Origin of the sequence: Gemmatimonas sp. (assembly GCF_044344655.1) — a bacterium.
In the GTDB taxonomy this organism is placed as follows: Bacteria; Gemmatimonadota; Gemmatimonadetes; order Gemmatimonadales; family Gemmatimonadaceae; genus Gemmatimonas.
This window is the reverse complement of sequence record NZ_JBIJCN010000036.1, coordinates 1-25,476: the sequence shown is the minus strand read 5'-3', so window position 1 is coordinate 25,476 and position 25,476 is coordinate 1. Positions and strand designations below refer to the sequence as shown.

The 25,476-nt window shown below is 68.1% G+C and carries 22 protein-coding genes and 1 tRNA gene; all 23 read left to right on the top strand.

Annotated elements, in window-relative coordinates; all coding sequences use genetic code 11:
• The gene (lspA, locus tag ACIQ51_RS10365; protein WP_396204965.1) at positions 1 to 540 is read left to right on the top strand and encodes a signal peptidase II; all 540 of its coding nucleotides are present in this window, start codon (positions 1 to 3) and stop codon (positions 538 to 540) included.
• Between the two features lie 10 nt (positions 541 to 550).
• Entirely contained in the window at positions 551 to 1,129 is a 579-nt protein-coding gene (lspA, locus tag ACIQ51_RS10360; protein ID WP_396204964.1) for a signal peptidase II, read from the top strand.
• Positions 1,116 to 2,156: an RluA family pseudouridine synthase gene (locus ACIQ51_RS10355; RefSeq protein WP_396204963.1), complete on the top strand. Its 1,041-nt coding sequence runs from the start codon at positions 1,116 to 1,118 to the stop codon at positions 2,154 to 2,156. The genes lspA (ACIQ51_RS10360) and ACIQ51_RS10355 overlap by 14 nt, the downstream gene beginning before the upstream one ends.
• Positions 2,157 to 2,270: 114 nt before the next feature.
• Positions 2,271 to 2,393 carry a hypothetical protein gene (locus ACIQ51_RS10350; protein WP_396204962.1) on the top strand — a complete coding sequence of 41 codons (123 nt, stop codon included), beginning with the start codon at positions 2,271 to 2,273 and terminating at the stop codon, positions 2,391 to 2,393.
• 111 nt (positions 2,394 to 2,504) lie between these two features.
• Positions 2,505 to 4,238, top strand: coding sequence for a DnaA ATPase domain-containing protein (locus tag ACIQ51_RS10345; protein ID WP_396204961.1), 1,734 nt, complete (start codon positions 2,505 to 2,507; stop codon positions 4,236 to 4,238).
• Positions 4,239 to 4,252: 14 nt separating this feature from the next.
• Complete coding sequence (locus ACIQ51_RS10340) at positions 4,253 to 6,010, top strand: DUF4388 domain-containing protein (protein ID WP_396204960.1); 1,758 nt, start codon at positions 4,253 to 4,255, stop codon at positions 6,008 to 6,010.
• Entirely contained in the window at positions 6,007 to 6,897 is an 891-nt protein-coding gene (locus ACIQ51_RS10335) for a tetratricopeptide repeat protein (protein ID WP_396204959.1), read from the top strand. The genes ACIQ51_RS10340 and ACIQ51_RS10335 overlap by 4 nt, the downstream gene beginning before the upstream one ends.
• A 5-nt stretch (positions 6,898 to 6,902) precedes the next feature.
• The gene (locus ACIQ51_RS10330) at positions 6,903 to 7,904 is read left to right on the top strand and encodes a peptidase MA family metallohydrolase (protein WP_396204958.1); all 1,002 of its coding nucleotides are present in this window, start codon (positions 6,903 to 6,905) and stop codon (positions 7,902 to 7,904) included.
• Complete coding sequence (locus tag ACIQ51_RS10325; RefSeq protein ID WP_396204957.1) at positions 7,888 to 8,058, top strand: hypothetical protein; 171 nt, start codon at positions 7,888 to 7,890, stop codon at positions 8,056 to 8,058. The genes ACIQ51_RS10330 and ACIQ51_RS10325 overlap by 17 nt, the downstream gene beginning before the upstream one ends.
• 183 nt (positions 8,059 to 8,241) lie before the next feature.
• Positions 8,242 to 8,315 (top strand) — tRNA-Val (locus ACIQ51_RS10320).
• A gap of 156 nt (positions 8,316 to 8,471) precedes the next feature.
• Positions 8,472 to 10,175 carry a hypothetical protein gene (locus ACIQ51_RS10315; protein ID WP_396204956.1) on the top strand — a complete coding sequence of 568 codons (1,704 nt, stop codon included), beginning with the start codon at positions 8,472 to 8,474 and terminating at the stop codon, positions 10,173 to 10,175.
• Positions 10,176 to 10,436: 261 nt separating this feature from the next.
• Positions 10,437 to 11,387: a 16S rRNA (cytosine(1402)-N(4))-methyltransferase RsmH gene (gene rsmH / locus ACIQ51_RS10310; RefSeq protein ID WP_396204955.1), complete on the top strand. Its 951-nt coding sequence runs from the start codon at positions 10,437 to 10,439 to the stop codon at positions 11,385 to 11,387.
• Complete coding sequence (locus ACIQ51_RS10305; protein WP_396204954.1) at positions 11,387 to 11,746, top strand: hypothetical protein; 360 nt, start codon at positions 11,387 to 11,389, stop codon at positions 11,744 to 11,746. Before rsmH ends, ACIQ51_RS10305 begins: the two co-directional genes overlap by 1 nt.
• Complete coding sequence (locus ACIQ51_RS10300) at positions 11,743 to 13,875, top strand: penicillin-binding transpeptidase domain-containing protein (RefSeq protein ID WP_396204953.1); 2,133 nt, start codon at positions 11,743 to 11,745, stop codon at positions 13,873 to 13,875. The genes ACIQ51_RS10305 and ACIQ51_RS10300 overlap by 4 nt, the downstream gene beginning before the upstream one ends.
• Entirely contained in the window at positions 13,872 to 15,410 is a 1,539-nt protein-coding gene (locus ACIQ51_RS10295; protein ID WP_396204952.1) for a UDP-N-acetylmuramoyl-L-alanyl-D-glutamate--2,6-diaminopimelate ligase, read from the top strand. The genes ACIQ51_RS10300 and ACIQ51_RS10295 overlap by 4 nt, the downstream gene beginning before the upstream one ends.
• A complete protein-coding gene (gene murF, locus ACIQ51_RS10290; protein ID WP_396204951.1) occupies positions 15,407 to 16,825 on the top strand; it encodes a UDP-N-acetylmuramoyl-tripeptide--D-alanyl-D-alanine ligase in 1,419 nt (472 codons plus the stop codon). The genes ACIQ51_RS10295 and murF overlap by 4 nt, the downstream gene beginning before the upstream one ends.
• A 9-nt stretch (positions 16,826 to 16,834) precedes the next feature.
• A complete protein-coding gene (mraY, locus tag ACIQ51_RS10285) occupies positions 16,835 to 17,977 on the top strand; it encodes a phospho-N-acetylmuramoyl-pentapeptide-transferase (protein ID WP_396204950.1) in 1,143 nt (380 codons plus the stop codon).
• A gap of 38 nt (positions 17,978 to 18,015) precedes the next feature.
• The gene (gene murD, locus ACIQ51_RS10280) at positions 18,016 to 19,446 is read left to right on the top strand and encodes a UDP-N-acetylmuramoyl-L-alanine--D-glutamate ligase (protein ID WP_396204949.1); all 1,431 of its coding nucleotides are present in this window, start codon (positions 18,016 to 18,018) and stop codon (positions 19,444 to 19,446) included.
• Positions 19,443 to 20,681, top strand: coding sequence for an FtsW/RodA/SpoVE family cell cycle protein (locus ACIQ51_RS10275; RefSeq protein WP_396204948.1), 1,239 nt, complete (start codon positions 19,443 to 19,445; stop codon positions 20,679 to 20,681). The genes murD and ACIQ51_RS10275 overlap by 4 nt, the downstream gene beginning before the upstream one ends.
• A 5-nt stretch (positions 20,682 to 20,686) precedes the next feature.
• On the top strand, positions 20,687 to 21,814 hold the full coding sequence (locus tag ACIQ51_RS10270; RefSeq protein ID WP_396204947.1) for a UDP-N-acetylglucosamine--N-acetylmuramyl-(pentapeptide) pyrophosphoryl-undecaprenol N-acetylglucosamine transferase: 1,128 nt from the start codon (positions 20,687 to 20,689) through the stop codon (positions 21,812 to 21,814).
• A 49-nt stretch (positions 21,815 to 21,863) separates the two neighbouring features.
• Positions 21,864 to 23,324, top strand: a complete 1,461-nt coding sequence (murC, locus tag ACIQ51_RS10265) for a UDP-N-acetylmuramate--L-alanine ligase (protein ID WP_396204946.1) — start codon at positions 21,864 to 21,866, stop codon at positions 23,322 to 23,324.
• Positions 23,325 to 23,361: 37 nt separating this feature from the next.
• Positions 23,362 to 24,126 (top strand): cell division protein FtsQ/DivIB, encoded by a 765-nt coding sequence (locus tag ACIQ51_RS10260; protein WP_396204945.1) that lies wholly within the window; start codon positions 23,362 to 23,364, stop codon positions 24,124 to 24,126.
• Positions 24,123 to 25,376, top strand: a complete 1,254-nt coding sequence (gene ftsA, locus ACIQ51_RS10255; RefSeq protein WP_396204944.1) for a cell division protein FtsA — start codon at positions 24,123 to 24,125, stop codon at positions 25,374 to 25,376. Before ACIQ51_RS10260 ends, ftsA begins: the two co-directional genes overlap by 4 nt.
• Positions 25,377 to 25,476 lie beyond the last annotated feature (100 nt).

Here is a 25,476-nt window from a genome sequence, read left to right as displayed (position 1 = left end):
GTGAAGGCGATCGTCGCAGTCCCCGTATTCCTTTTCGTCGTCATCCTGGATCAGATCACCAAACTGGTGGCCGAGGCGACGATGGTGTCGGCCGCTACCCCGACGTCGGTCGTCGGGGAGTGGTTCCGGTTCGCGCTCGTTTACAATCCGGGCGCGGCCTTTGGGCTGCACCTCGGGCCCTACTCACGTTGGATTTTTATGGGGCTCACCTGCGGGGCGCTCGTCGTCCTCGGCCGACTGTACCGGCAGACCGAGGACGGCGACCTGCGGCGCGTGCTGGCCATCTCGCTGGTGGCGGCGGGTGCGGTGGGCAACGTGATCGATCGCATCCGCTCTGAGTACGGGGTGGTGGACTTCATCGATATTGGCTTCGGCGTGCGCCGCTGGCCCACGTTCAACGTGGCCGACATCGCGGTGAGCACCGGCGCCTGCCTGTTGGCCCTCGTGCTCTGGCACGAGGAGCGTCGCGAGGCTACGGCGCTCGCGGCAGCATCGGCGGTAGTGCCGAACGCCACTGACTCGCGCGATCTCGCGCCTTGACCGACCCCGCATGACTCTTCCCGCCCGTGACGTGAAGGCCCGCGCTGCCACGGCCAGTGCCGTGATCAATAATGTGCCCGCGGCGTCCGCCACGTTGCGCTTCTGGATCATCGTGCTGGTGACCGTCGCGCTCGATTTCCTCACCAAGGCGTGGGCCGTTGAGCAGCTTGTGCCTCGGCACATGCCGCATCGCATCATCGGCGATGTGCTGCGCTTCACGCTCGCCTTCAACCCTGGCGCTGCCTTCGGTATGCACCTTGGTCCGGGGTCGCGCTGGATCTTCGCCGCGCTGAGCGTGGTGATCGTGGTCGTCCTTATGCGAGCCACCGCCGACCTCACGCGGGTGTCGAAGGTCGCGTCGCTCGGGGTGCCCGTGATTGTGGGCGGCGCCATCGGCAACCTGCTCGATCGCATCCGCCTGCGTGAGGGCGTAGTCGACTTCATCGACATCGGCGTGGGGGCGGCGCGCTTCTGGACGTTTAACGTGGCCGACACGGCAGTCACGATCGGCGCCGCATGCCTCGTGATTGCGCTCTGGCAGGAAGACAAGGCACAGCAGGACGCGCTGCGGGCACGTGAGCAGCAGTAGCGCCGGCGCCGCTGCGAGTGGCGGGCGCCGCTACGCCTTCACCGTTGGCGGCGAGGCCGGCGAACGGCTCGATCTGCTCGTCGCGCGGTACGGCGAGCTGTCGCGCACGCAGGCCGCCACTCTGATTGCCAACGGTCACGTGCTGGTGAATGGGGCCAGGCAACGGGCCAGTTACCGCAGCGAGTCGTCGGATGCGGTGACCGTCGAGGTGCCACCGCCACCCGGGCGCGATATCGTGGCCGAGCAGATCCCCCTCGACATTGTGTACGAGGATGAGCACTTGCTGGTGGTGGACAAGCCCGCCGGCATGGTGGTCCATCCGGCGCCCGGCAACTGGTCCGGGACGTTGGTCAATGCTCTCTTGGGGCGGGGGGAGCCGCTCGCTGAGGGGGGTGGGGAGGACCGCGCAGGGCTGGTGCACCGTCTCGACAAGGACACCTCGGGGCTGCTGGTGGTGGCCAAGACCGACGCGTCGCATCGCGTTCTCAGCACCGCACTGGCCGCCCGGCAGGTCACCCGCCGCTACGTCGCGGTGTGCTGGGGGCATCTCAATGGCGACGCCATCACCGTGGACCAGCCCATCGCCCGCGATCCGCGAGACCGGACACGCATGGCGATCGTCCAGACGGGAAAGGTCGCGCGCACGGACTTCGTGCGGCTGGCCCGCTTCGACAGTGTGGACCTGTTGCGGGCGCACCTCCATTCGGGGCGCACCCACCAGATCCGGGTCCACCTGTCGAGCGTGGGGCACCCCGTGATTGGCGATGATACCTACGGCGGGGGCGGAGGGCGCAAGCTGGCCGCGCTCCCCCCGCGTCGCCATTTCCTGCATGCCGCGTGGCTCCGCTTCCGGCATCCGGTGTCGGGAGCGGTCGTGGATTTGCGCTCGCCGTTGCCGACCGATCTCAGACAGTCCCTCGCGGTGCTGAGTGCTATGCCGGAACTTGCCGAGCACCAGGATCCCCTCGACGTCTTCGGCTTCTATCACACCGACGAACCCGCCAACGGAGCGTCGCTGTCCGAGTGACGGCGGGCACGACGAGCACGACGAGCTGCGCGCGCAGCGCTCGCTCGTGCCGTCACGCTTGGCTCGATCGTCCTCCTCCCACACGGCGGCTGTCCGGTCGGACTCGTCGTGGTCATGGTGCGCGCGGTATACGTGGCGGCGATCGGATTGACGGCCCGCCCCGCGCACGCCGAGGTCGTCGATGCCGTCGCCCTCGGAGCGCGGCATCGCTACTCAGGGGAGGAGAGCACACCGTGACCAGGACGGTCCTCATGCACCGTGCTAGGAGGCCGAGAACGGCAGCGTCGCCGGCCCCCGTGTCCATGCGACGATGGGCACGCCGGGGCCTGCGCCCTCGCAGGCCGCGTAATGCCGATGGATCGCGCCCTGCGGTTTGAAACCTTCGTGGTCGGCGCGTCCAACCGGTTGGCCGTGTCCGCCGCCCGTGCCGTGGCAGAGTCCCCAGGGCAGGCGTACAACCCACTGTTCGTGTACGGCGGATCGGGGCTCGGGAAGACGCACCTCGCGGCAGCGATCGCCCATCGGGCCCAAGAGCGGCAGCCAGAGCTCCGCGTGCGCGTCTCCTCCGGCGAGGAGGTGGCGGAGCACCTGCACGTCGCCGTGGCCAGCGGGCAACCGCAGCAGTTCCTCGAGCAGTTTGGGCAGGTGGACCTGCTCATCCTGGATGACGTGCAGTTCCTCACTGGCCAGCGCGAAACCCAGAGCGAACTGCTGCGGCTCCTCAACCTGCTGCTGAATGGCGGCCAGCAGCTGGTGCTGACAAGCGATCGGCGGCCGGCCGAGATCCCCGACGTGGACCAGCGGCTGCTCTCGAGGCTGTCGGGGGGGCTCGTGGTTGATGTGGGCGCCCCCGACTTCGAGCTGCGCCTCGCGATCCTCCGCAATGTTGCCGCGGAACGCACCATGTCCGTCGCCGACGGTGTCCTCGACGAGGTAGCGCGGCTTCCGTTCGGCAACGTGCGTGAGCTGAAGGGCGCGCTCAACAAGCTCACGGCCTATCAGGAAATCGAAGGGCAGCCGGTCGCCGCCGCCGATGTGCGAGCCGTGTTGGGCGTCCATGCCGCCTCCCCCGCGCCAGCAACGGCCGAGCGCTTCCAGGCGATCATTCCCGCGGGAACCGACTACGACGGCTTCCTCGCCGACGTATTGCATGAGGTCGAAAATCGCGTGGCACCCTGGCGTGTGGTGATTGGTGAGGCGATCGCCACCTATCGCCCGGAGGGGTGGAACGTGCGCGTGCTCGAGCGGGCCATGGCACTACCGCAGGCCCCGGACGTGGACGGATTGCTCCGTGTGTACGCAGGTGCCGTCGACCACCTGCGCCAGCTCGAGGCGCAGGCGGTGAGCCTCGACCCCGGCCTGCGCGGCGCTGCCGACTTCCGCGACGTCGAGGCCATTCCCGCGGCGCAGCAGCGCGTCCATCGGCTCATCGGCACGACGTTGCCGCTACCGCAGCCGTCGCCCGGCTTTACGCGTGCCGCGCTGCAGGTGGCGCCCGAAAACCAGCTCGCCATCCGTGCCGTGGATACCGTGATCGAGCAGCCGGGAGCGGTGTACAACCCGTTGTTCCTGTACGGCCCCACGGGGAGCGGCAAGACGCATCTCGCGCACGCCATTGGCAATGCGGTGGCGGATGCGCACCCGGATCTCGCGGTGGCGTGCATATCTGCCATGTCGTTCGTCGAGGAGTACGTGGCCGCGATGCAGGAGGGGCGGGTGGACCGCTGGCGTCTGCGCTACCGAAACGCCGACGTGTTCATCCTCGATGATCTGCAGTTGCTCGAGGCCAAGGAACGCACGCAGGAAGAGCTCTTCCACCTGTTCAACTACCTGGTGGGACGCCGGGGGCAGATCGTGCTCACCAGCACGCGTGCACCGCGCGAGATGCACGACCTCGCCGATCGGCTTCGCTCCCGCTTTGAGGGGGGATTGGTGGTCGCACTTCCGCTCCGCCCACAGCCGCGACTCGACCAGCTCGCCGGTCGCGCCACCGGTGAGCCCGACCGCTTCTTCGAGGATCGCGAGAAGACCATGTGGCACTGGCCCGAGCTCAGCGGCCGCCTGATCGAGGAGTTCCGCTGATGGGGATCCGCTGAATGGCCATTCGCGGCAATCTCAGCGAGGCGAGCCTCGCTGACGTTCTCCAGTTGCTCGCGCTCGGGCAGAAGACGGGATGCCTCAGCATTGCGCGTGATGGCAGCTTCGGCACCATCCACTTCGTCGATGGCCGCGTGGTGCACGCCGGAATCGTCAACCGTCGCGATCGGCTCGGTGACCGATTGGTGCGGCTTGGCGCGATCGCAGCCGACGAGCTGGCCCGCATCGCGTCGCCGGTGGCGTCGCCGGTGGCGTCGCAGGACGGGTCACAGCGCGCGTCGCCGGCGGCGCCGCAGGATGATCACGATCTCGCCAAGGCATTGCTCGCCAGTGAACATGTGGAGCGCGACGCGCTGCTGCGGGTGTATCGCACGCAAGTCGAGGAGGCGGTCTATCACCTCTTCAGTTGGTCACAGGGAACATTCACCTTCGAGCCCGAGAGCGAAGTGCCGCTCGAAGTGCCGCTGTGTTCGATCAGCGCCGACTCGCTCCTGCTCGAAGCGGCCCGACGCGTGGACGAGTGGTCGCTGATCGAGAAGAAGGTTGCGTCGTTCGACCTGATCTTCGAGGCGGACTTCGCGCGCGTGAATGCCCGAGAGGCCCCGCTCTCCCAGGCGCAGGCACGCATTCTACCGCTGCTCGACGGTACGCGCGATGTGCACGAGCTCATGGAGCGCTCGGGACTGGCCGAGTTCGAGGTGGGAAAGGCGCTCTATGGGCTGGTTTCCGCGGGCTACGCGCAGCCCGTTGGGCGGAGTGCCGCGCGCCGTCCGCCACCGCTCGAGAGTCGCGTTGCCGAGCACCGCAATCTCGGCATCGCGTTCTATCGCACGGGCATGATGGAAGAAGCCTCGCGCGAATTTCGGCGCGTGCTGCAGCTAGGCGACGGGGATGGTGTGGCACGCTTCCATCTTGGACTCGTGCACGCGCGTCGGCGTGAGTGGCAAGAGGCGGCCGACATGTTCGCGCGCGGGGCCCGTGACCCAGAGGCGCCGGCGGCCGTTTTTCACAATCTTGCCTACGCCCTCGAGCAGCTGGGCGATCTCGCCGGGGCCGCACGAGCACTCGACGGGGCGCAACAGCGCGCCGAGAGCTCAGGGGAAGGGAATGCGGAAGGCAAGGTCGACCCGCGTATTGCGCTGTCGCGTGCGGTCCTCTGTCTCGCTGCACGGGACCTCGTTGGCGCTGACGCACAGTTGGCGATGGCCCGCAGGCTCTGGGGGGCTCGACAGCCGTCGGCTGCGTGGTTCCACGCCGCCGGCATGGCCGCCGCACTCGGCGGCGACCCTGCGCGCGCCATGGCTCTCCTCGAGGAAGGCATCGCCGTGTATCCACATGCCGTGCCGCTGCACAACAATCTCGCCGTGGTACAGGAGCGGCTGGGTCGCTACGAACTCGCGGCGCGTACGCTGGAACACGCGCTGCTCGAGGATGCCAACTGCGCGCACCTGCACAAGAACCTCGGTGATTACCTCTTCCGGGCGCAGCGCTACGACGAGGCGTTCGATGCCTTGACGCGCGTGGGCTGGTTGGCGCCGCTGCACGGCCCCGATGTCCATCTCAAGCTGGGGCACATTCACTATCGCCGTGGGGAGGTCGATCGCGCGCGCGCCGCCTGGGAGCAGGCGCTCGTGCTTGATCCCCACAATCGCGTCGTGCAGACCAACCTGTCTACCCTGCAGCGCAGCGCGCCGGTCGAGGCGTCGATCCACCCGCCACCCGACGCCGCGGTCACACGGTTCGGGGCCGAGGCATGAGTACGGGCGATGATCGCACGGCGCCGCGCATGGCGCTCGCCGACCGCGTGGAGGCCTTGCGGGAGGTGCTCGATGCCGCGGTGCTGGCGCATCGTGTGCAGCCGGTGGAGGCGGAGCAACGCGAGGCGCTCAAGGCGGAGATCACCACGCTCTTTCGCGAGGTCAGTGCTGCGCTCACTGCGGCGGAGGCCACCAAGAACGCGGTGAAGGCGCTTGCCGAGCAGTGGAAACAGCTCAATCGCGGTCCTGAGGCCGACTCACCAGCCCGCACGATGCCCGGCCGCGTGGATCATCTCGGCGCCTCCACGTTCGTGGAGAAAGGGTGGTCGATGCTCTCACGCAATGATGCGATCGGCGCCGAGGCCGCCTTCCTGCAGGCACTGGCCCTGGCGCCGGGCGGCCTTGAGGCGCAAGCGTTGCTCTCGTGGGCGCAGATGCTGCAAGGGCGTTATGACGACGCCATGCAGACGCTGAAGGAGGTGCTGGTGCGTGAGCCGCAGCATGCGCTCGCCCACGTCAACGTGGGCTACATCTGTCTGCGCACGCAGATGTACGGTGAGGCGATTGAGCATCTCTCCGCGGTGATCTGTGCCGACACGGATCGCCGGGCGACGATGTACGCCCAGCTGTACCTCGGGATGGTCTACCGCGAGCGCGAAATGTACGGCGACGCGGAGTTAGTCCTCCGGCGGGCGCTCGCGCTCGGTCCCAACCTGCTGCAGGCGTGGTACGAACTGGGGCGGGCCTTCTGGTTCGCGGGCCGGCGTGCGGACGCGATGCAGGCATGGAAAACCGGCAGCGAGGCGAACAAGTTCAGTCCATGGGGCAAGCATTGCGCGGATCTGCTGGGGCAGGTGGAGCAGGGGGGCGTACCGCCGCGCGACTGAGACGCGTGGTGGTCGCCCTGCGGTTGTTGGCGTCCGCGGTGCCGGGGGCCGCTGCCGCGCAGGATCCTGGTATCCGTCTCGATAGCGGACGGTTCACCGTCGTAGCCGAGCGGCAGGATGAGCGCCTTGCACGTGCGTTGCTGGCGGCCGCACAGCGGAACGACAGCTTTCCCGGCTTGCCGCGGCCGCGCGACCGGGTGCTCATCGCGATTGCCCCTGATGCACGCCGCCTGCGCGCCTGGGTGGGCCCCTACGCCCCGGAGTGGGGGGCGGCGTTCGCCTTCCCCGATCAGCGCAAGATCGTGATGCAGGGGCGGGGGGCCGGATCTGATGCCGGCGACCCCGTCGGAGTGCTGCGGCACGAGTTGGCGCATCTCGCCTTGCACGAGGCCATGGGCGGGTTGCCGCCGCGGTGGTTCGATGAGGGCTACGCGAGCGTTGCTGCCGGCGAGTTCTCGCGCGAGCAGGCGTTCGAAACGTCGATCGGCATGGTATGGCGTACTCTTCCCACGCTTGAACAACTGGAGCGCGGGTTTGTGCGCGGCGGGATGGAGGCCTCGTGGAGCTATGCCATGGCGCACCGCGTGGTGAGTGAGCTCGATGGGCTGGGCGGGGCCGGCGGACTCGCCAACTTCTTCCGATACTGGAAGAGTACCGGGTCGTTCGAGAAGGGGCTGCGACAGGCCTACGGCATGACCGGGGAGGGGTTCGAGAAGCATTGGCGTGACGCCACCCGTCGGCGCTACGGGGCCCTTTCGTTTGTGACCAACGTGTCGGCGGCCCTGGGGCTGTTTGCCGTGGTGTTGGTGCCGCTGTTCCTGCAGCGCCGCGCGCGCGATCGGAAGAAGCTCGAGGCCATGCGGGCGGCCGACGTGGCGCAGGAGGCGGCGGCCCGGGCCAGTGCGCTGCAGGCCATTCTGGACGGGGCGGGTACCGCAGACCCCGATGACGCCTTGCCGGCACCCGCGGTGCCCCAGTATTCTCCGCCGTATGACCACGACCGATAAACCCCGTTCGCCGGCACTCCTGTACTGGGGGCTTGCTGCCGCGTCGCTCCTTGGCGGCTACGCCGATCTCGCCCGTGGGGGCGAGACCATCGCGCCGCTCCTGCTGGTCCTCGGCTACGTGGTCCTCGTCCCGCTCGCGATCCTCAAGGGCTGAGCCCGCGGGAGGCCCCGCCAGGGCCCCACGAGCGGCAGCGGCGCCGGCAGGTTGGCGCAAGGCCAACGGGACCAGATCCCGGCCAAATGTGACGATCCGGATAAACTTCTGGTTCCACCGGGAACGTCGCTCCCCGACCGTTGTAAGTTTTTTCAGCGGACGGTCCGGACGCAGCGTAAGTCCGGGCGAATAGCTCAGCTGGTTAGAGCACCTGTCTTACACACAGGGGGTCGGGGGTTCGAATCCCTCTTCGCCCATTCCGTCGGGGAACGTCGGCAAAATCTTGCCGGATTCACCCGGCGACCGCAGTTTGTCCAGCTTCACCCCCCAGACCCGCGTGACACGCACAGTCAACGGGTTGCTCCAGTCTCCCGGATCTCCCGGGTCCCACGCACGGTGCGGAGGTTACGACATTGCAGTCACGGCATTTCCAGGCGATCGCCGGAATCGGATTGGCCCTCGGTGGCACGCTCGTGCCTTCGGTGGCTTCGGCCCAGTACAACCGGGTCCCTGATCCGAACGCGAAGCGCGTCATGGTCGCGGTGTTCCGTAGCGGCGAGAAGGGCCTGGGGGTGCAGGCCGCCGACGCGGTTCGCTCGCGCATGAACAGCGAGTTTCCGTTCAAGCAGGTCTATGTGCTGCCCAAGCAGGACATCACGGCCACCCTCGAGGCCTCCGGCTTCCCGGTCGCCGATGCGCTCGAGCCGCACGATCAGAAGGCGCTCGCCACGCTCCTCCGTGCCGACGAATACGTCACGGGGATCGTGTCGAAGACGCCGACCGGCGTGAAGGTTGAAGCCAACCTCGTCCTTGCGCGCGACAACGCGCTGGTGCAGCCGCTCGGCGTCTATGACGCCAAGAGCGTCGGTGAGGCCTCGGGGCTGATTGCCAAGGAGCTCAAGGAAGCCCGCAAGCAACTCGAGTCTGAACAGAAGTGCATCAACGCGGCCCGTCAGCAGCAGTACGACGCGGCGATCGCGGCGGCCAAGGAGGGCATTGTCGCCTATCCGAAGGCCACCCTCACGCGCATCTGCTGGGCCAACGTGCTCGTCACGCAGAAGGCGCCCGCCGCCGAACAGCTCAAGATCGCCAAGGAAATCGTCGATATCGACGCGAAGAGCCGCCCCGGCCTCGCTATCCTGGCCCAGAGCTACCGCGACACCAACCAAGGGGACTCGGCCGTCGTGACGCTCACGCGGCTCCTCGCCACCGATCCCAAGAACCCGCGCCTCCAGAAGGACGTGGTCGAAGCGCTCGCCGTCCTGGCCAACCCGAAGGTGGCCAAGCCGGTAATCGACGAAGCCGTGCAGGCCAACCCGGGCGACCCCGAGCTCCTCAAGCTCCGGTGGCTCATCCTGCTCTCCACGCGCGATTTCAAGGAAGCGTTCACGCAGGGCGATGAGCTGACCAAGCTCGACACCTCGTTCGCCGACACGACGTACTTCATCCGTACGGCACGCGCCTACGCCGCCGATAGCCAGTTCCAGAAGGCGGCCGAGACGGCGTCGAAGGGTATGGCCAAGTTCCCCGAGAACGCGTCGCTCGCCTACGAGCAGATCGTCGGCCTCCGGGCCGCCGGCCAGAACCAGCAGGCGCTCGAAGCCCTTGATAAGGCGATCGCGGCCAAGATGCCGGTTGAGAACGCGCAGACCGTCCGCATCACGCTCCTCAAGGATCTCGGCAAGGGTGACGAAGTGCTCCCCGCCATCAAGAGCGCGATCGCGGCGGGCGACACCACGCAGAACCTCCGCGTGCTCGCGCTGCAGTCCGCAAATGATGCGTACCGGAAGGCCGCGGCCAGTAAGGATCTCAACGATTTTGCCACGGCCGTCGAAACGCTCAAGTACGCCGATTCGGTTGTGCCCAACTCGCTGAAGGCGCAGTCGCAGTTCCTGCTCGGTGCCACGTATGTGGCCTTCGGGCAGGCCAAGCTCGCGGCGGCCCAGGCGGGGAAGCAGTGCGCGCCGGCCAAGGAAGCCAAGGACCTGTTCGTCGAGGCGCAGATCCTGCTGCCGAAGGGCGGGTCGTTCTCGCCCGACGCCATGCGCCAGCTCATGGGTGCGGTCATGCAGCTCGATCCGTACGCCGACCAGCTGATCAAGGCCATCTGCAAGTAAGCATCATCCATTGGTGAACCGCGGGCCCGCTGTCCTTGCGACGGCGGGCCCGTTCGTTTTCCCTGCGCATTCTCACGACCCGGTCGGGTGTCATCACATCCGTGCGCGCGCACGGGTAATGCACATTTTCGAACGCGTCACCCTCTGTTGACGCTGCCAGCTGCTCTCTACTATCATGCCCCCTCGCGACGCTCGTCTACGCGCCCGACGGGGCGCCTCTGCCGCATCCATGACGCGCCTGTACGTCTGTCCGAACCGCACGTGAGCCCGTCCCGAACGCTCCCGTCGGGACGCGCCAGCACCTACCACGTGCCCGTGCTTCTGCACGAGATCGAGGAGCTGCTGGTCCATGCGTCCACCGTGCTCGATTGCACGTTGGGCGGGGGGGGGCACAGCGCGGCGTTCCTCGAGCGCGGCATGCGGGTGACCGGCGTGGATCGCGACCCGCGCGCGCTGGCTGCCGCGCGCGAACGGCTGGCCGACTACGAGAAGACGGGCCGGTTCCGCGCACTGCTCGGCAACTACGCTGACCTGGCCGAGGCGGGACTCGCGGACACCGAGACATTCGACGGCATCCTGCTCGATCTGGGCGTGTCGTCGCACCAGTTCGACGATCTCGCTCGGGGCTTCACGTTTCGCGAAGGGGCCCCGCTCGACATGCGCATGGGCACCGATGCCGATGTGGACGCGGGCGAGCTGCTCAACACCATCGATGAAGTGGATCTCTCGGCGCTGCTGCGTGCCTACGCCGACGAACCGCGCGCCGCACGTTTGGCCCGCGAGATCATCCGGCGTCGTGAGCGCCGTCCCTTTGCCACCGCTGATGATCTCGTCGATGCGATTCGTGCCGTGCTGGGCCCGCGCAGCGGCGCTCCGGACTTCGCGCGCATATTCCAGGCGGTGCGTATCGCCGTGAATGACGAACTCGCCGGTTTGGAGCGCGCCCTGCCCGCACTGCGTGAACGCCTCACCCCTGGCGGCGTGCTGGCCATCATCTCCTACCACTCGGGTGAGGACCGGCTGGTGAAGAACGCGTTCCGGGACTGGAGTGCCACGTGCACCTGTCCGCCCAAGCAGATGATTTGCACCTGCCGTGGCGAACCGCTCGGCGAGACGATCACCAGGCGCCCGGTCAACGCCACGGAGGAAGAAGTGGACGCCAACTCGCGTGCCCGCAGCGCGCGGCTGCGGGCCTGGAGGCTGGCGCGCTGATGGCCACGGCCACCCGTCGTACAACCGCTCGCAGGACACGGGGGCCGCTCAAGGGGCGCGCACTCGTGGCGATCGGCCTAGCCGTCTTTCTTGGGGTGGCGACCTCGGTGGTCTGGCGACGTTCGCAGGGCGTCGCGACCCAGCGAGCCATCAATCGGATCCTCGAGGAGACGCGTACGCTGCGCGCGCAGCAAAAGACCCTCGAGAACGATCTGCGCATGGCCACGAGCCGCCGGCGAGTGGTTCCCGAGGCGCAGCGCCGGTTGGGCATGATCCGCCCGGCGGAAATGCAAACGCGCTTCATTGCCACCGACTCCGGCGCGGCGAGTGTTGTCGCCGACACCTTGCCGGTGCCATGACGGAGCTGCCACCGTCGACGGAGCCAGGGGCCCTCACGATCAGTCGCGGGCGCTCGGCGGTCGTGCACATCTCGCTCGTACTCTTCGCGGCGGCGGTGGTGGCGCGGTCGGCACAGCTGCAGATCGTGGAGCACGGCCGCTGGAGCGAGGAAGCCGAACGCCAGCATGTGGTCGATGTCAAAGTCACGCCGCCACGGGGGGCCATCCTCGACGCCACGGGTGCCGTGCTGGTGGAAACGCGCGAGCAGGCCCAGCTCGTGGTGGAGCCTAAGAAGCTCGGCTTCGGCAAGCGGAAGGGTGCCGACGGCAAGGTCCTGATGGTGGATTCGCGACCCATCCTGAGGCGGACGCTCAAGGAATTGCGCGTGCCCGAGCCGTGGATTGCGCGCGCCTTCAATCGCAAGCAATACACGTGGGTGGAACTGCCCCAGCGCTTCGCCCCAGCCGACGTGGCGCATCTGCGCTCGTTGGCCGGGGTCTCGGTCAAACTCACCCTCGCGCGCATCAACTCCACCCCCGAGGGGCTCCGAGGCATTGTGGGCGTGGCCAACAGCGCCGGCGCATCACGCAGCGGCATCGAGGCGGCCCTCAACGAGTATCTCGACGGGACCACGGGCAATGATCCGCTCGTGAAAGATGGCACGGGCGGTCGGATCCGCTCGCCGATGCGCCCCTCACTCGAGGCGCGCCCGGGGCACAGCGTCATGCTCACGATCAATCAGCAATTGCAGGAGATCGCCGAAGAAGCGCTGGCCAACGCACGGGAGCGCACCGGCGCCACCGGCGGCGACGTGCTGATCGTTGATCCACGGGACGGCGCGGTGTTGGCGCTCGCCGGTATTCGGAAGGGCAAGGCTGCCTATACCAACAACGCCCTCACCGAGGCGTTCGAGCCCGGCTCGGTGATGAAGCCGTTCGTGATCTCGCGCTTGCTCGATCTCAAGCGCATCGCGCCCGACCAGCTGTTCAATACCTATGGCGGGAGTTGGCAGTTCGGCACCAAGAAGTATACGGACACGCACGAGGCGGCCCAGATGACCGTGCGCGACATCGTGCGCTTCTCCAGCAACATCGGTACGGTGCAGGCGTCGCAGAAACTGAGTGATCGTGAGCAGTACGAAACGTTCCGCGACTTCGGCTTCGGCGTACCCACCGGGGTGACCTATCCCAGCGAATCGCGTGGTCAGGTGGCGCTGCCTCCGTGGAAGCCGCTCGATCACGCGCAGATGTCCATCGGCTACAGCATGGCGGCCACGCCCCTGCAGATCGCGCTGGCCTACGCGGCGATTGCCAACGGGGGCGAATTGCTGCAGCCGTCGCTCGTCCGCGAGATCCGCGATTTCGAGGGGACGGTGGTGTACCGCCATCAGCGTCGGGTCATCCGTCGGGTCGTGTCGGCGGCCACGTCGTCGCTGATGCGCGAGATGCTCAAGAGCGTGGTGGATAGCGGCACCTCAACCGCTGCCGATCTCAAGGGCTTCGACGTGGGCGGCAAGTCGGGTACCGCCCGCCGCGTACGCGACGAAGGCCGCGGCTACGAGATCGGCAAATACAACTCGAGTTTCGCGGGCATGTTCCCCGTCGAGAATCCGCAGTACGTGATTGTGGCGCGCCTCATCGACCCCGTGGGTACGTACTACGGAGGCCTCGTGTCGGGGACGATGGTCAACGATCTGCTGCAGTCAGCGATTTCCACGCGCGACGCGTCGTTGAATCGGGGCGAACTCGCGCGCAGCGTGCGCCCCATGCCGGCCCCGCTTCCCAAGCCGCTCACGCCGGAACAGCTGCGCATTGCGCAGCGCGATTCGGCGCGCTTCGACTCCCTCAGGGCACCGCCGCCGCCGAAGGCCGAACCCATTCCCATGCCGTCGCGCATCGTGGTGGAACTGCCGCTGGCGTCGAGCGATGGTGCGCGTGGTGCACGCGCCAAGGTCCCCGCCGTCCGCCCTGCCGCCGCACTGCGGCCGGTCCCGTCGGTCTACGGGCTTACCGTACGTCAGGCCGTGCGCACCCTGCATGCTGCCGGCTTTCAGGTGAGCGTGGTGGACGGCAGTGGTGTGCGCACACGCCCCGCGCCGGGCGTGATGCTCCGCGTCGGCTCTACGGTGCAACTCGAGTCTCCCCTATGAGCTCCGTCCCCGTGTCCCGATTGGTCGAGGCGCTGCGCGAGGCAGGGCTGCTGGTGTCGCAGTCCCCCGCGCTCCCCGAATCCATTGGCGATCTGGTCGATGACAGCCGCCGGGTGTCGCCCGGCGCGGCATTTCTCGCCGTGCGCGGCGCCGCGCAGGATGGGCATGCCTGGCTGCCCACGGCCAGGGAAGCGGGGGCCGCGCTGGCCATCGTGGAAGACGCCGCTGCCGCCGAAGCCGCGGGAATGCCACGGCTCGTGGTGCGGGATGGCCGCCGTGCCGCCGCCGTGTCGGCCGCCGCATTTCACGGATGGCCCGCCCGCGAGCTCACACTCGTGGCGGTGACGGGCACCAACGGCAAGACCACCACGGTCGGGCTGCTGCGCCACCTGCTCGATGCACCGGAGCATCCGGCCGCGTCGATCGGCACACTGGGGGTGCTGCTTGGCAGCGAAGGCGCACCGCTCCCTGGTGGCGGTGGGCTCACCACGCCCGGGCCGGTGGAGCTGCAGCGTCTCCTGCGGGAACTGGTGAACCGCGGCGTGAAGGCGGTCGCCATGGAAACCTCCTCGCACGCGCTCGATCAGCGTCGTGTGGAGGGGCTGTCCTTCGCCGTTGCGGTGTTCACCAACCTCACTCGCGATCACCTCGACTACCACGGCACCATGGAGGCCTATCGGGCCGCCAAGCTGCGGCTGGTGGGGTTGCTCGCACGCGACGGCGTCGCCGTGCTCAATGCCGACGATCCCGCCTGGCATGGCGTGACCCAGGCGCCGCGTACACTGACGTTTGGCACCGCCGCAGAGGGACAGGCGCAGGTGAGCGCGCGGGACGTACAGTTCATGGCCACCGGCTGTCGCTTTCTGCTGGTGGCGCCATCGGGGGCGCATGAGGTGGCGCTGCCGCTCATCGGCGAATTCAATGTGGCCAACGCGCTGGCCGCCGCGGCCGCCGCGCTCGCGCTGGGACTGCCCGTGCAGACGATCGCCGAGCGGCTATCGCACGTGCCGCAGGTGCCAGGGCGGCTCGAGCGCCTGCGCACAGCGCCCACGGTGCTGCGCGACTATGCGCACACCCCCGACGCCCTCGATCGCGCATTGCGTGCGGTGCGTCCTTTCGCGCAGCGCGAAACTGGAGAAGCGAGCCGCCTCATTGTGCTCTTCGGCTGCGGCGGAGACCGTGACCGCGGCAAGCGGCCGGAAATGGGGCGCATCGCGGCCGCACTGGCCGACGTGGCCGTCGTCACCAGTGACAATCCGCGCACCGAGGACCCCGAGCGGATCCTCGATGACATTGAAGCCGGCATGACGGATGTCGTGCCAGGCCGCACCCATGTACGCATCACCGATCGCCGCGACGCGATCGCCCATGCCCTGCGCATCGCCGGGCCGCACGACGTCGTCGTCCTGGCCGGGAAGGGGCACGAAACGTATCAGATCCGCGGTACCACATCGTACCCATTCGATGAGAGTGCAATCGTGGCCGAGCTGTCACGCGACATCTTTGCCGCCGGTGATCAGGGAGGGGAGGCGTGAGCCCCTTCACCACCGCCGGTACCGAGTTCACCGCCGTACCCGCGGTGTCCCCGCTGGAGGCGCATCCGTATTGGACCTTCGAACGCGTGGCGCAGGCGCTCGGCACCGGCCCGTCCATGCCCAACGCGCTCGCCGGCGTCTCCACGGACACGCGAAGCATCGCACGTGGCGACCTGTTCGTGGCGCTCACGGGTGAGCGCTTCGACGCGCACGATTTTCTTGTGCAGGCGCGTGACGCGGGAGCCGCCGCCTTCGTCGTGAGTGATCCGGCCAAGGCCGCTGGACTCGGGGTGCCCACCTACGTAGTGCCCGACACGCTGGTGGCGCTGGGCCAGCTCGCCAACGCCTGGCGCCGAGCGTGGGGGCGCAGCGTGATTGCGGTCGCAGGCTCCAACGGCAAGACCAGCACCAAGGAACTGCTCAAGGCCGCCTTCGACCGAACGTTTGTGGTCCACGCCACTTCGGGGAACCTCAACAATCGCATCGGCGTGCCACTCACACTGCTCGCCATTCCGAGCGATGCCGAGGTGGCCATCGTGGAACTCGGCACCAACATGCCTGGTGAGGTGGGCACGCTGCGCGCGATCGCCGCCCCCGACGTGGCGGTCCTCACCAGCATTGGTGAGGAGCATCTTGAGGGACTCGGCGATCTGGCCGGCGTGCTGCGAGAGGAATGCGACGTCTTTCACGGTGCCACGCTCGCGGTGGTGCCCGCGGCTCACCCAGAAGTGGAGCCGATCGCCCGAGATCGCGCGCGCGCGGTGGTGACCGTTGGATTGTCGGCCGGGTCGGTGAGGCCCGATGCCTGGGGGCTCGACGACGAAGGGCGGCCATGGTTGGATGTGAACGGCACCCGCCTCGCGTTGCCGCTCCGCGGTGCGCATCAGGCGGCCAACGCCATGCTGGCCGTTGCCACCGCTCAGGCGTGCGGCGTGCCGCTCGAAGACGCAGCGCTGGGGATGGCCGCCATGCCTGTCCCCAGCATGCGTGGGGTGTGGGAAACCCTCGGCGAGGCCACGCTCATCAACGATGCCTACAACGCCAACCCGGCCTCCATGCGCGCCGCGATCGCACTGCTCGCCAGTGTGGGGCAGGGGCGGCAGCGCGTGGCCATTCTCGGGTCCATGCGCGAACTCGGTGCGACGGCCGAGGAACAGCACCGCCAGGTGGCGCAGGCCGCGCTGACCTCCCCAGCGGATCTGATCGTGGGCGTGGGGGACTTCGCCGCGGCCTTCGCCGCCGTCTCGCCCGATGATCCGCGCGTGATTACCAGCGTGGAGCTCGACGCACTCTGGCCGCTGGTCGAGGCCCGTCTCGATCGCCGCGCCGTCATTCTGCTCAAAGCCTCACGGGGCATGCGCCTCGAACGCCTCGTGCCGCACCTCACCGCGTGGGCCACCGCGCCCACCGCCTGACCATTTCGCGTGCTCTATTTCCTGCTGCAGCCTCTCGCGCGCGATGTCGGCGTGCTCAATCTGCTCAACTACATCACCTTCAGGGCGACCGCGGCCTTCGTGACCGCATTGCTGCTGTGTTTCGTGTTCGGGCCGACGATCATTCGGCGCCTGCGAGACATGGCCGTGCACCAGGTGGTGCGCGCCGGAACCCCCGATTCGCACGCGGGCAAGGGGACCACACCCACCATGGGGGGGATCCTCATCCTCGTGGCCACCTTCCTCCCCACCATTGTGTGGGCGCGGCTCGACAATCGGTACGTCCTGCTGGCCATGGCGGTCACGGCGTGGATGGGGGTGATCGGCTTCCTCGACGACTACCTCAAGCTCAAGCAGAAACGCGAAGGGAAGAAGAACGAAGGGTTGGTGGAGCGCTACAAGCTTGCCGGGCAGGTGACGTGCGGCCTGGGCCTCGGCGCCTACCTGCTGTTCGATCCCGTCTCCACCTTGCCGGGGGCGAGTACCACGCTGCCGTTCTTCAAATACATGCTCGTGGTGCCCGCGGTCGCGTGGGCCGCTTGGCTGTACATCCCGTGGGTCACCTTCATCCTCACCGGCGTGAGTAACGCCGTGAATCTCACCGACGGGCTCGATGGGCTGTCGTCGGGACTGGTGGCCATCGCGGTGCTTACGCTGGGGATCTTCGCCTACCTGATCGGACGCGTGGACACGTCGGCGCACCTGCTGATCTTCTACATGCGCGGCGCCGGTGAACTTACGGTGTTTTGCGCCGCGATCGTGGGCGCCTGCATCGGCTTTCTCTGGTACAACGCGCATCCCGCGCAGGTGTTCATGGGCGACACCGGGTCGCTCGCGCTGGGCGGCGCCGTTGGCGCGATTGCTATCCTGCTCAAGAGCGAGTTTCTCCTGCTGTTCGTGGGCGCGGTGTTCTTCGCCGAAACGATGTCGGTGATTCTGCAGCGTTCGGTGTTCAAGTACCGCCGCCGGAAGCACGGCCTCGAGTACGCGCAGACGCATCGCGTGTTCCTGCGCGCTCCGCTGCATCACCATTTCGAGATGAAGGGCTGGCCCGAAACCCAGGTGGTCATCCGCTTCTGGATCATCGGGATCCTCTGCGCGTTTCTCGCGCTCAGTACGCTCAAGCTCCGCTGACGGGGACGAGGATGGACTCGGAGAGTACGTCGGACACGGTGCGCACGCGGACATCGCAGGAGGTGGCCGCCTTGGTGGCACGCCGTCTCGCCGAACGCGCCGGCGAGTTTGCGGTGATCGGCCTCGGGCGCAGTGGCGTGGCGGCGTCGCGCCTGCTGCGTCGCGCCGGGCAGTCGGTGTACGCCTCCGATGTGTCCACCGCCGACAGCGTACACGCCGTCGCGCGTGAGCTCGAGTGCGAGGGCGCCAGTGTGGATGTGGGGCACCACAATCTCGAGCGCATCACGCATGCGGCGGTCGTGGTGGTGAGCCCCGGGGTGCCGCCAACGGTGCCGCCACTGCAGGTGGCCGCCAAGGCCGGCATCCCCATCGTGAGTGAAGTGGAAATCGCATTGCGCTTGACGCCGCAGCTGCGCTACATCGCGACCACCGGCACCAACGGCAAGACCACCACCACGGCGCTGATCGCGCACCTGTTGCGCGCGCTCGGCCACGATGCCGACAGCGTGGGAAATATCGGCACGCCGGTATCCGAGCTGCCGCTGCGCGACCTGCCGCCCGCCTGGGCTGCTCTCGAGATCTCCAGCTTCCAGCTGCACGACACGCCGGGGGTGCTCCCCGACGTGGGCGTCCTCACCACGCTCAGCCCCGATCACCTCGATCGGTATGGGAGCGTGCACGAATACTACGCCGACAAGAAGCGACTCTTCGCCAACGCCACCGTGGCGTCGCGGTGGGTCACTACGGCCGACAACACCGATGTGCACGAGCTGATTCGCGGTGTGCCGGGCCACTGGTATCACTTCTCCACGAAGCGCACCGACGTTGATGCGTGGTTCGACCGCGAGCGCAACGAGTTGCACGTGCTGGGCGCGCCGCTCCTGTCGCGCGCCGATGTGGCGCTCGCGGGCGATCACAATGTGGCCAACGTCCTAGCGGCCCTGCTGGCTGTGATGGTGGCAGACAGTGCACACGCGACGCCCGCGGCCCGGAACACCCTGGCCGCGGCCGTCCGCTCGTTCCATGCCCTCGCACACCGGCTCGAACCGGTGCATGATCAGCAGGGTATCCTCTGGCTCAACGACTCGAAGGCCACCAATGTCGCCTCCACGCAGGTGGCCATTGCGAGCATGACACGCCCTGCCGTGGTGCTGCTGGGCGGGCGTCACAAGGGCGAAGCGTACACGTCACTGGCGCCGGAACTGCGGCGCACCGCACGTGCCGTCATCGCGTTCGGCGAAGCCGGTCCGCTGGTGCAGGCCGACCTCGAATTGCCGCTCGCTGGTCAGGTGCCGGTGCTCCTGGTGCCGGCCGGTCGACCATTCGCTGAGGTCCTCGGCGAGGCACGCGCGCTTGCGCAGGACGGCGACGCGATCCTGCTGTCCCCGGCGTGCTCGAGCTTCGACATGTTCCGCAACTACGAGGAGCGTGGACGCGAGTTTGCGCGTCTCGCCGCGGTGCTCTCATGACGACGGGCGTGCTCGGCACAGCCGCCGCATCCCCGGCCTCGGACCATGCCGCCGCCGCGCGCGCCGGCTCTCGCCAGCGCTGGCGCATGTCGATCGAGGCGCGTGCCATGGTGATGGTGACCGCGGTGCTCCTGACCCTCGGACTCGCCGTGCTGTACAGCGCCAGTGCGCTCGTGGCGATCAACGCCAACAGCCCGGGGCACTTCTTCGTGCTGCGGCAGGGGGTGGGGGTGGTGGCCGGCGCCATCGCCTTCATGGTGCTGGCCAAGGTCGATGCCGAGGTCTGGAAGCGTCTGGCGTGGCCCATCATGGGCGCGAGCCTGCTGATGATGCTCATCGTGGTGCTCCCCGGAACCGAAAGCCTTACCGGGCGACAGAATGGTGCGCGGCGCTACCTGTTTGGCGGCTCCATTCAGCCGTCGGAGTTCGCCAAGTTCGCCATTCTCGTGTGGGCGCCCATGTTGCTCGTGAAGAAGGGGGCCCAGGTGAAGCAGATCGGAAAGGGGCTCATGCCCTTCGCCGTGGTGGTGGGTAGCCTCAGCGTGCTTGCCATCCTCGAACCGGACTTTTCGGTAGCGATGATGTTCTGCCTTCTGCTGGCCGTCCTGTTGTTCGTGGCCGGGGCACGCCTGTCACACTTCATGCTTTTCGCCGTGGTTGGCGCGGTGCTGATCGGCATACCGCTCGCCAAGCGTGGCTACATTCAGGAGCGCCTGCGCAGCTTCACCGCCGGTGAACAGGCGCGCGCCGACAAGCAGGATGGCCTCAGCAAGCAGCAGTTCCAGTCGTTCGTGGCCGTGGGCTCCGGCGGCGTGCTCGGTGTGGGCTTCGGGCAGGGCAATCAGCAGCGTGGCTGGTTACCACTGGCCTACAACGACTTCATCGGCTCGATCGTTGGCGAGGAGTTCGGGTTCGTGGGGCTCGCCGGCATCACGGCCCTCTTTGCGCTCTACGGCTGGTTGGGGTTCCGCATCGCGAGACAGGCGCGAAGTCCGTACCTCACGCTCGTCGCCGTGGGGCTCACCTTCACCACCGTGTTCACCGCGTTCATCCACCTTGGCGTGGTGATCGGATTGCTCCCCAACACCGGGCTGACATTGCCCTTCGTGTCGTACGGCCGCTCCAATCTCGTGCTCACCCTGGCGATGACCGGCATCCTCGTCAACATCGGCAGTGAGCGTCAGCGGGTGTACGGCGCCGCGGCCACCGATCCGCTCCTCTCGGATACGGTCTGAACCGCATGGCGCCTGCGACGCACCCACACACAGGCCCCGCGCGGGTCTTCTTCGCCGGCGGTGGCACAGGTGGGCATCTCTATCCCGGGCTCGCCATTGCCCGCGCCATGGTGCGCCTTGCGCCCTCGGTGCAGCCACATTTCATCGGCGCGCGCCGCGGCATCGAGAAGGAGGTGCTTCCCGGTGCTGGCTTTCCCTTCACGCTGCTCGATTTGCATCCGCTCTATCGGCAGCGGCCCTGGGACAACTGGAAGACGCTTGCCGGCGCCTTCAGTGCGTGGCGTGCCATCGCGGCGCTGGCGCGTACCCAGCGGCCGCGCGCGGTGATCGGCACCGGCGGCTATGCGGCGGGGGTGGCGTTGGCCTGGGGACGCGCCAACGACGTGCCCACCATGCTCCACGAGCCGGACAGTCATCCCGGGCTCACTACACGTGTCTTTGCGAAGGGCGCCCACTCGCTGTTCCTCGGCTTTCCCGAGGCCGCGGACCGCCTCACCGTGGGGGCGCGCACTCGGGTGCATTCCGTCGGGTGTCCCATCGAACCGCCGCCCGTGCCTCGCCGTTCACGCACCGACGCTCGTGCGGCGTGGGGGCTGCCGGCCGATGCCTTCGTGGTCCTCGTGACCGGCGGCAGTCAGGGCGCGCGGGCCCTCAACGACGCCGTGGCCGCGTGGGTGGCTGGCGGGCTGCCCGATCAGGTGGCGCTCATCTGGGCCACGGGGCGTGGGCAGGCGGCCGCGTATCTCGATCGCGAAGCGCCGATGGTGCGCGTGCGGCCCTATCTCTCACCGATCGCCGACGCGTACGCGGCGGCGGACGTCGCCATAACCCGCGCCGGTGCCATGTCGATCGCCGAGCAGTGCGCGTGGGGCATTCCCGCGGTGCTGGTCCCACTGCCCACGGCTGCGCAGGATCACCAAACGCACAATGCCCGCGCGACCGCCGCGGCGGGGGCCGCCGTACACCTGCCGCAAGCGGAGCTCAGCGCCACGCGGCTCGATCAGATCGTGCGCGCCATGCAGCGGGATCCGGCACAACAGGCCCGCATGCGGGCTGCCGCCGAGCTCCGGGCCCATCCCGGTGCCGCCGACGCGATCGCCCGCTCCATCCTCGGCGCCATCGGCGCGTTGTAGTGCGTTGGTCGTCTCGTTGTCATCCGGCGTAATCCGCCATATTTCTTGCATGGATCCCACCCCCGATCGTATGTCGTCGCCCTCCACTCCCGAGCGTGCGCTGCAGGATGTGCTGCTCGATGCCACCGATGCCCGCCCCGTGCACTTCGTGGGGATTGCCGGCGCGGGCATGAGCGCGCTCGCCGAGCTCCTCGCCCGGCGTGGTGTGCGGATTCAGGGCACGGATGCCAATCCCGGCGGCGCGCCGGATCTGGCGCGCTACGGTATCGCTGTGCGCGATCACGATGCGACCATGGTGCAGGGCGCACGCGCGCTCGTGTATTCGTCCGCCATCCCCACCACGCATCCGGAAATGCAGGCCGCGCGTGCCGCCGGTATACCGGTGGTGCGCCGCGCCGAGGCGCTTGCGGCGGCCGTGAGCGGTGGGTCGCTCGTGGGGATCGCCGGCACGCACGGCAAGACCACGACGACCGTCATGACCACCGAGGCACTCGCCGCGGCGCGTCGTGATCCCACCGGCGTGGTCGGCGGGCGCGTTGGACTGTGGGGTGGCAATCTGCGCCTCGGCGGCCCCACGTACGTGGTGGAGGCCGACGAATACGATCGCTCCTTCCTCGCGCTCGAGCCCGAGGTGGCCGTCGTGCTCAACGTGGAAGCAGATCATCTCGACATCTATCGTGATCTCGACGATATCCGTCGCGCCTTCGAGATGTACTGCTCGCCGGCGCGGGTGCTGGTGCGCTGCGCGGATGATGCGGGCGCGATGAGCCTGCGCGTGGCAAGCAGCCGCGAGGTGATCGCCTACTCCGCCACCGTGCCAGGCACGGAGCCGGCCGCACATGCCGCCGATGCGCGCCTCGTGGCCCACGAGTTGGTGCTCGATGCCGCGGGCGCGAGCTTCGTGGTGCACCTCGATGGGGAGCCGCTGGGCGCGGTGCAGCTCGCGGTGCCCGGGGTGCACAACGTCCGCAATGCGCTGGCCGCCATCGGGGCAGGGCTGGCGCTCGGCTGCACGGTGCCCGAGATGGCGCCCGGCCTCGCGGCGTTTCGCGGTGTCGAGCGTCGCTTCCAGCGATTGGGTGCCGAGCGCGGGATTGAGGTGGTTGACGATTATGCCCATCACCCCACCGAGGTGCAGGCCACCATTGCCGCGGCGCGCCATGCCTTCCCGGGGCGCCGTCTCGTGCTGGCGTTCCAGCCGCATCTCTACTCGCGTACACGCGATCTGCAGGCCGAGTTCGCGGCGGCGCTGGCCGCCGCTGATGTCCTGCTGCTCTGCGACATTTATGGCGCGCGTGAACAGCCCGAGCCAGGTGTGACGAGTGCGCTCATCGGGGATCGGCTGCCAGCGCGCGTGCTGCGTTGGCAGGGGCCGCGCGACGAGGCCGCCGCGGCGCTCCAGGCGTGCGTCGCCGACGGTGATGTGGTGCTCACGATGGGCGCCGGCGACATCACCCGCACGGGGCCCGAGCTGCTGCAGCGACTGCGTACCATGGCGCCGCATTCCTGACGCCGCCCATGACAGACTTCCGAGCGCAACCCCGATCGTGACCACACCCGGGATGGACCAATCGCCGGCGGCCGGGGCCGAGGGACGCGAGCCCACGCGCCCGCGCTGGTGGCGCATTACCCGTCTCGCGCTCATCGGCGCCGCGGTGGCGGGCGTGGTCGCTACCCCATGGTGGGGGCCGCGGGTCTTGTCGCAGCTCGATTTCTTCCACGTGCGCCGCGTGGTATTCGAGGGGATGCGCTACACGCCCCGCGGCGAAGCCTTGTCGTTGTTGGCCGTAGACACGCTGCAGTCGGTCTGGCAGCCGGCGGAGCCGCTCGCGGCTCGCGTGGCCATGCATCCACTGGTGCTGTCCGCCACGGTGGATCGTCAGTTGCCTGGCACACTTGTGGTCCGCGTGGTGGAGCGTGAGCCGGTGGCGCTGGTGCGCCGGAAGGGGGGGCGCCTCGATCCCGTCGATGGGGGCGGACGCGCGCTGCCGATCGATCCGGCCGTGGCCCCGCTGGATGTCCCTATTGCCGGCAGCGCCGATAGCGTGCTCATGCACCTGCTCGAGGGGCTCCGTGTTTCGGAACCGGCGCTGTTCGCCCGGGTGGAGCGGGCTGATCGCGTCAAGCCCCCGAAGGGACCGGACGAATTCCGCCTGAAACTCGAATCCGTCACCGTTCGGACCCTTCCTCAGGTGACCGTGGCGCGCTTCAAGGACATATTACCAGTGGAAGCCGACCTCACGCGCAACCGCCTGCGCGTGGTGGAGCTCGACCTGCGCTTCCGTAACCAGGTGATCGCCCGACAGCCATGACGTCCGAACCCATCGTTGCCGCCCTCGATATTGGCACCGCGCATACCACCGCCATCGTGGCGGCGGTGCACGGCGATTTGCCGCGTGCGCCGCGCCTCAAGGTGTTGGGTGTGGGCACCACGCGCACCATGGGACTCCGACGTGGGGTCGTGAGCGATATCGAGGAAGCCACACGCTCGATTCGCGCAGCAGTGGAGGAGGCGTGTCGGGTGGCTGGTGTGCAGGCCGACGGCCTGTATGTGGGGATCGCCGGCGAGCACGTGCGCGCCATGTGTTCCGCCGGTGTGGTGGCCATCAGCGGCGACGAGATTACGCGCGCCGATGTGGAGCGCGTGAACGAGGTGGCCCGCGCGATGGCCATTCCGCAGGACCGTGAGCTGCTGCACGCCATTCCGCAGGAGTACCGCGTGGATAAGGCCGACGGCATCCGTGATCCCGTCGGCATGATCGGCACGCGCCTGGAAACCGAGATGTATCTCGTGACGATCGGCAGTTCGCCGTCGATGAATCTGCGCAAGGCGATCGAGCGCGCGGGGTACAAGGCGCGCGAACTGGTGTTGGAGCCGATCGCGAGCGCGCTGGCGGTGCTTACGGAAGAGGAGAAGGAGCTGGGGGTGGTGCTCGTGGAGCTCGGCGCCGGCACCACTGATCTCGCCATCTTCCACGAGGGAAAGATCCGGCACCTTGGCACCATTGCATATGGCGGCAACAACGTGACCAGTGATCTGGTGCAAGGGCTGGGGATCACGCAGCACGACGCCGAGCAAATCAAGGAGGCGTACGGCTGCGCGTACGAGCCGCTCGTTGACCCCGAACAGGTGATCGCCATGCCGGCGTCGGGTTCGCACGGGGAGCGACATCTCTCGCGTGAGCTGATGACGCACATCATTCATCAGCGCATGGACGAGATCTTCGACAAGGTGGTGCGCGAGATCCAGCAGGCTGGCTATCAGGGCAAGCTCAACGCGGGGATTGTGCTCACCGGTGGCGGTGCGTCGCTTGAGGGGATTACCGAGCTCGCCGCCGACGTGTTCGGGCTTGGGGTGCGCATCGGGGTGCCGGGCGCGAAGCTCGACGGCTTGGTGGAGAACGTGAACGATCCGCGCTTTGCTACGGTGACGGGCCTCGCACTCTATGGCGCGCACCGCACCGCGCTTGGGGGGGGGCTGACCCGGCGGGCGTCCCGCGGCGGCGGCGGCGTGGACAAGCTCGCCACGCGTGTAAAGACCTGGTTGCAGGATTTCTTCTGAGGGGATTTCTCAAAAAAGGGCGCGCCTGACGGCGCGCCCTTTTTTTGCCAGAACCGGGGGAAAGATCAGGCCCTCACGAGACCGAGCGGGGCGACGGCAG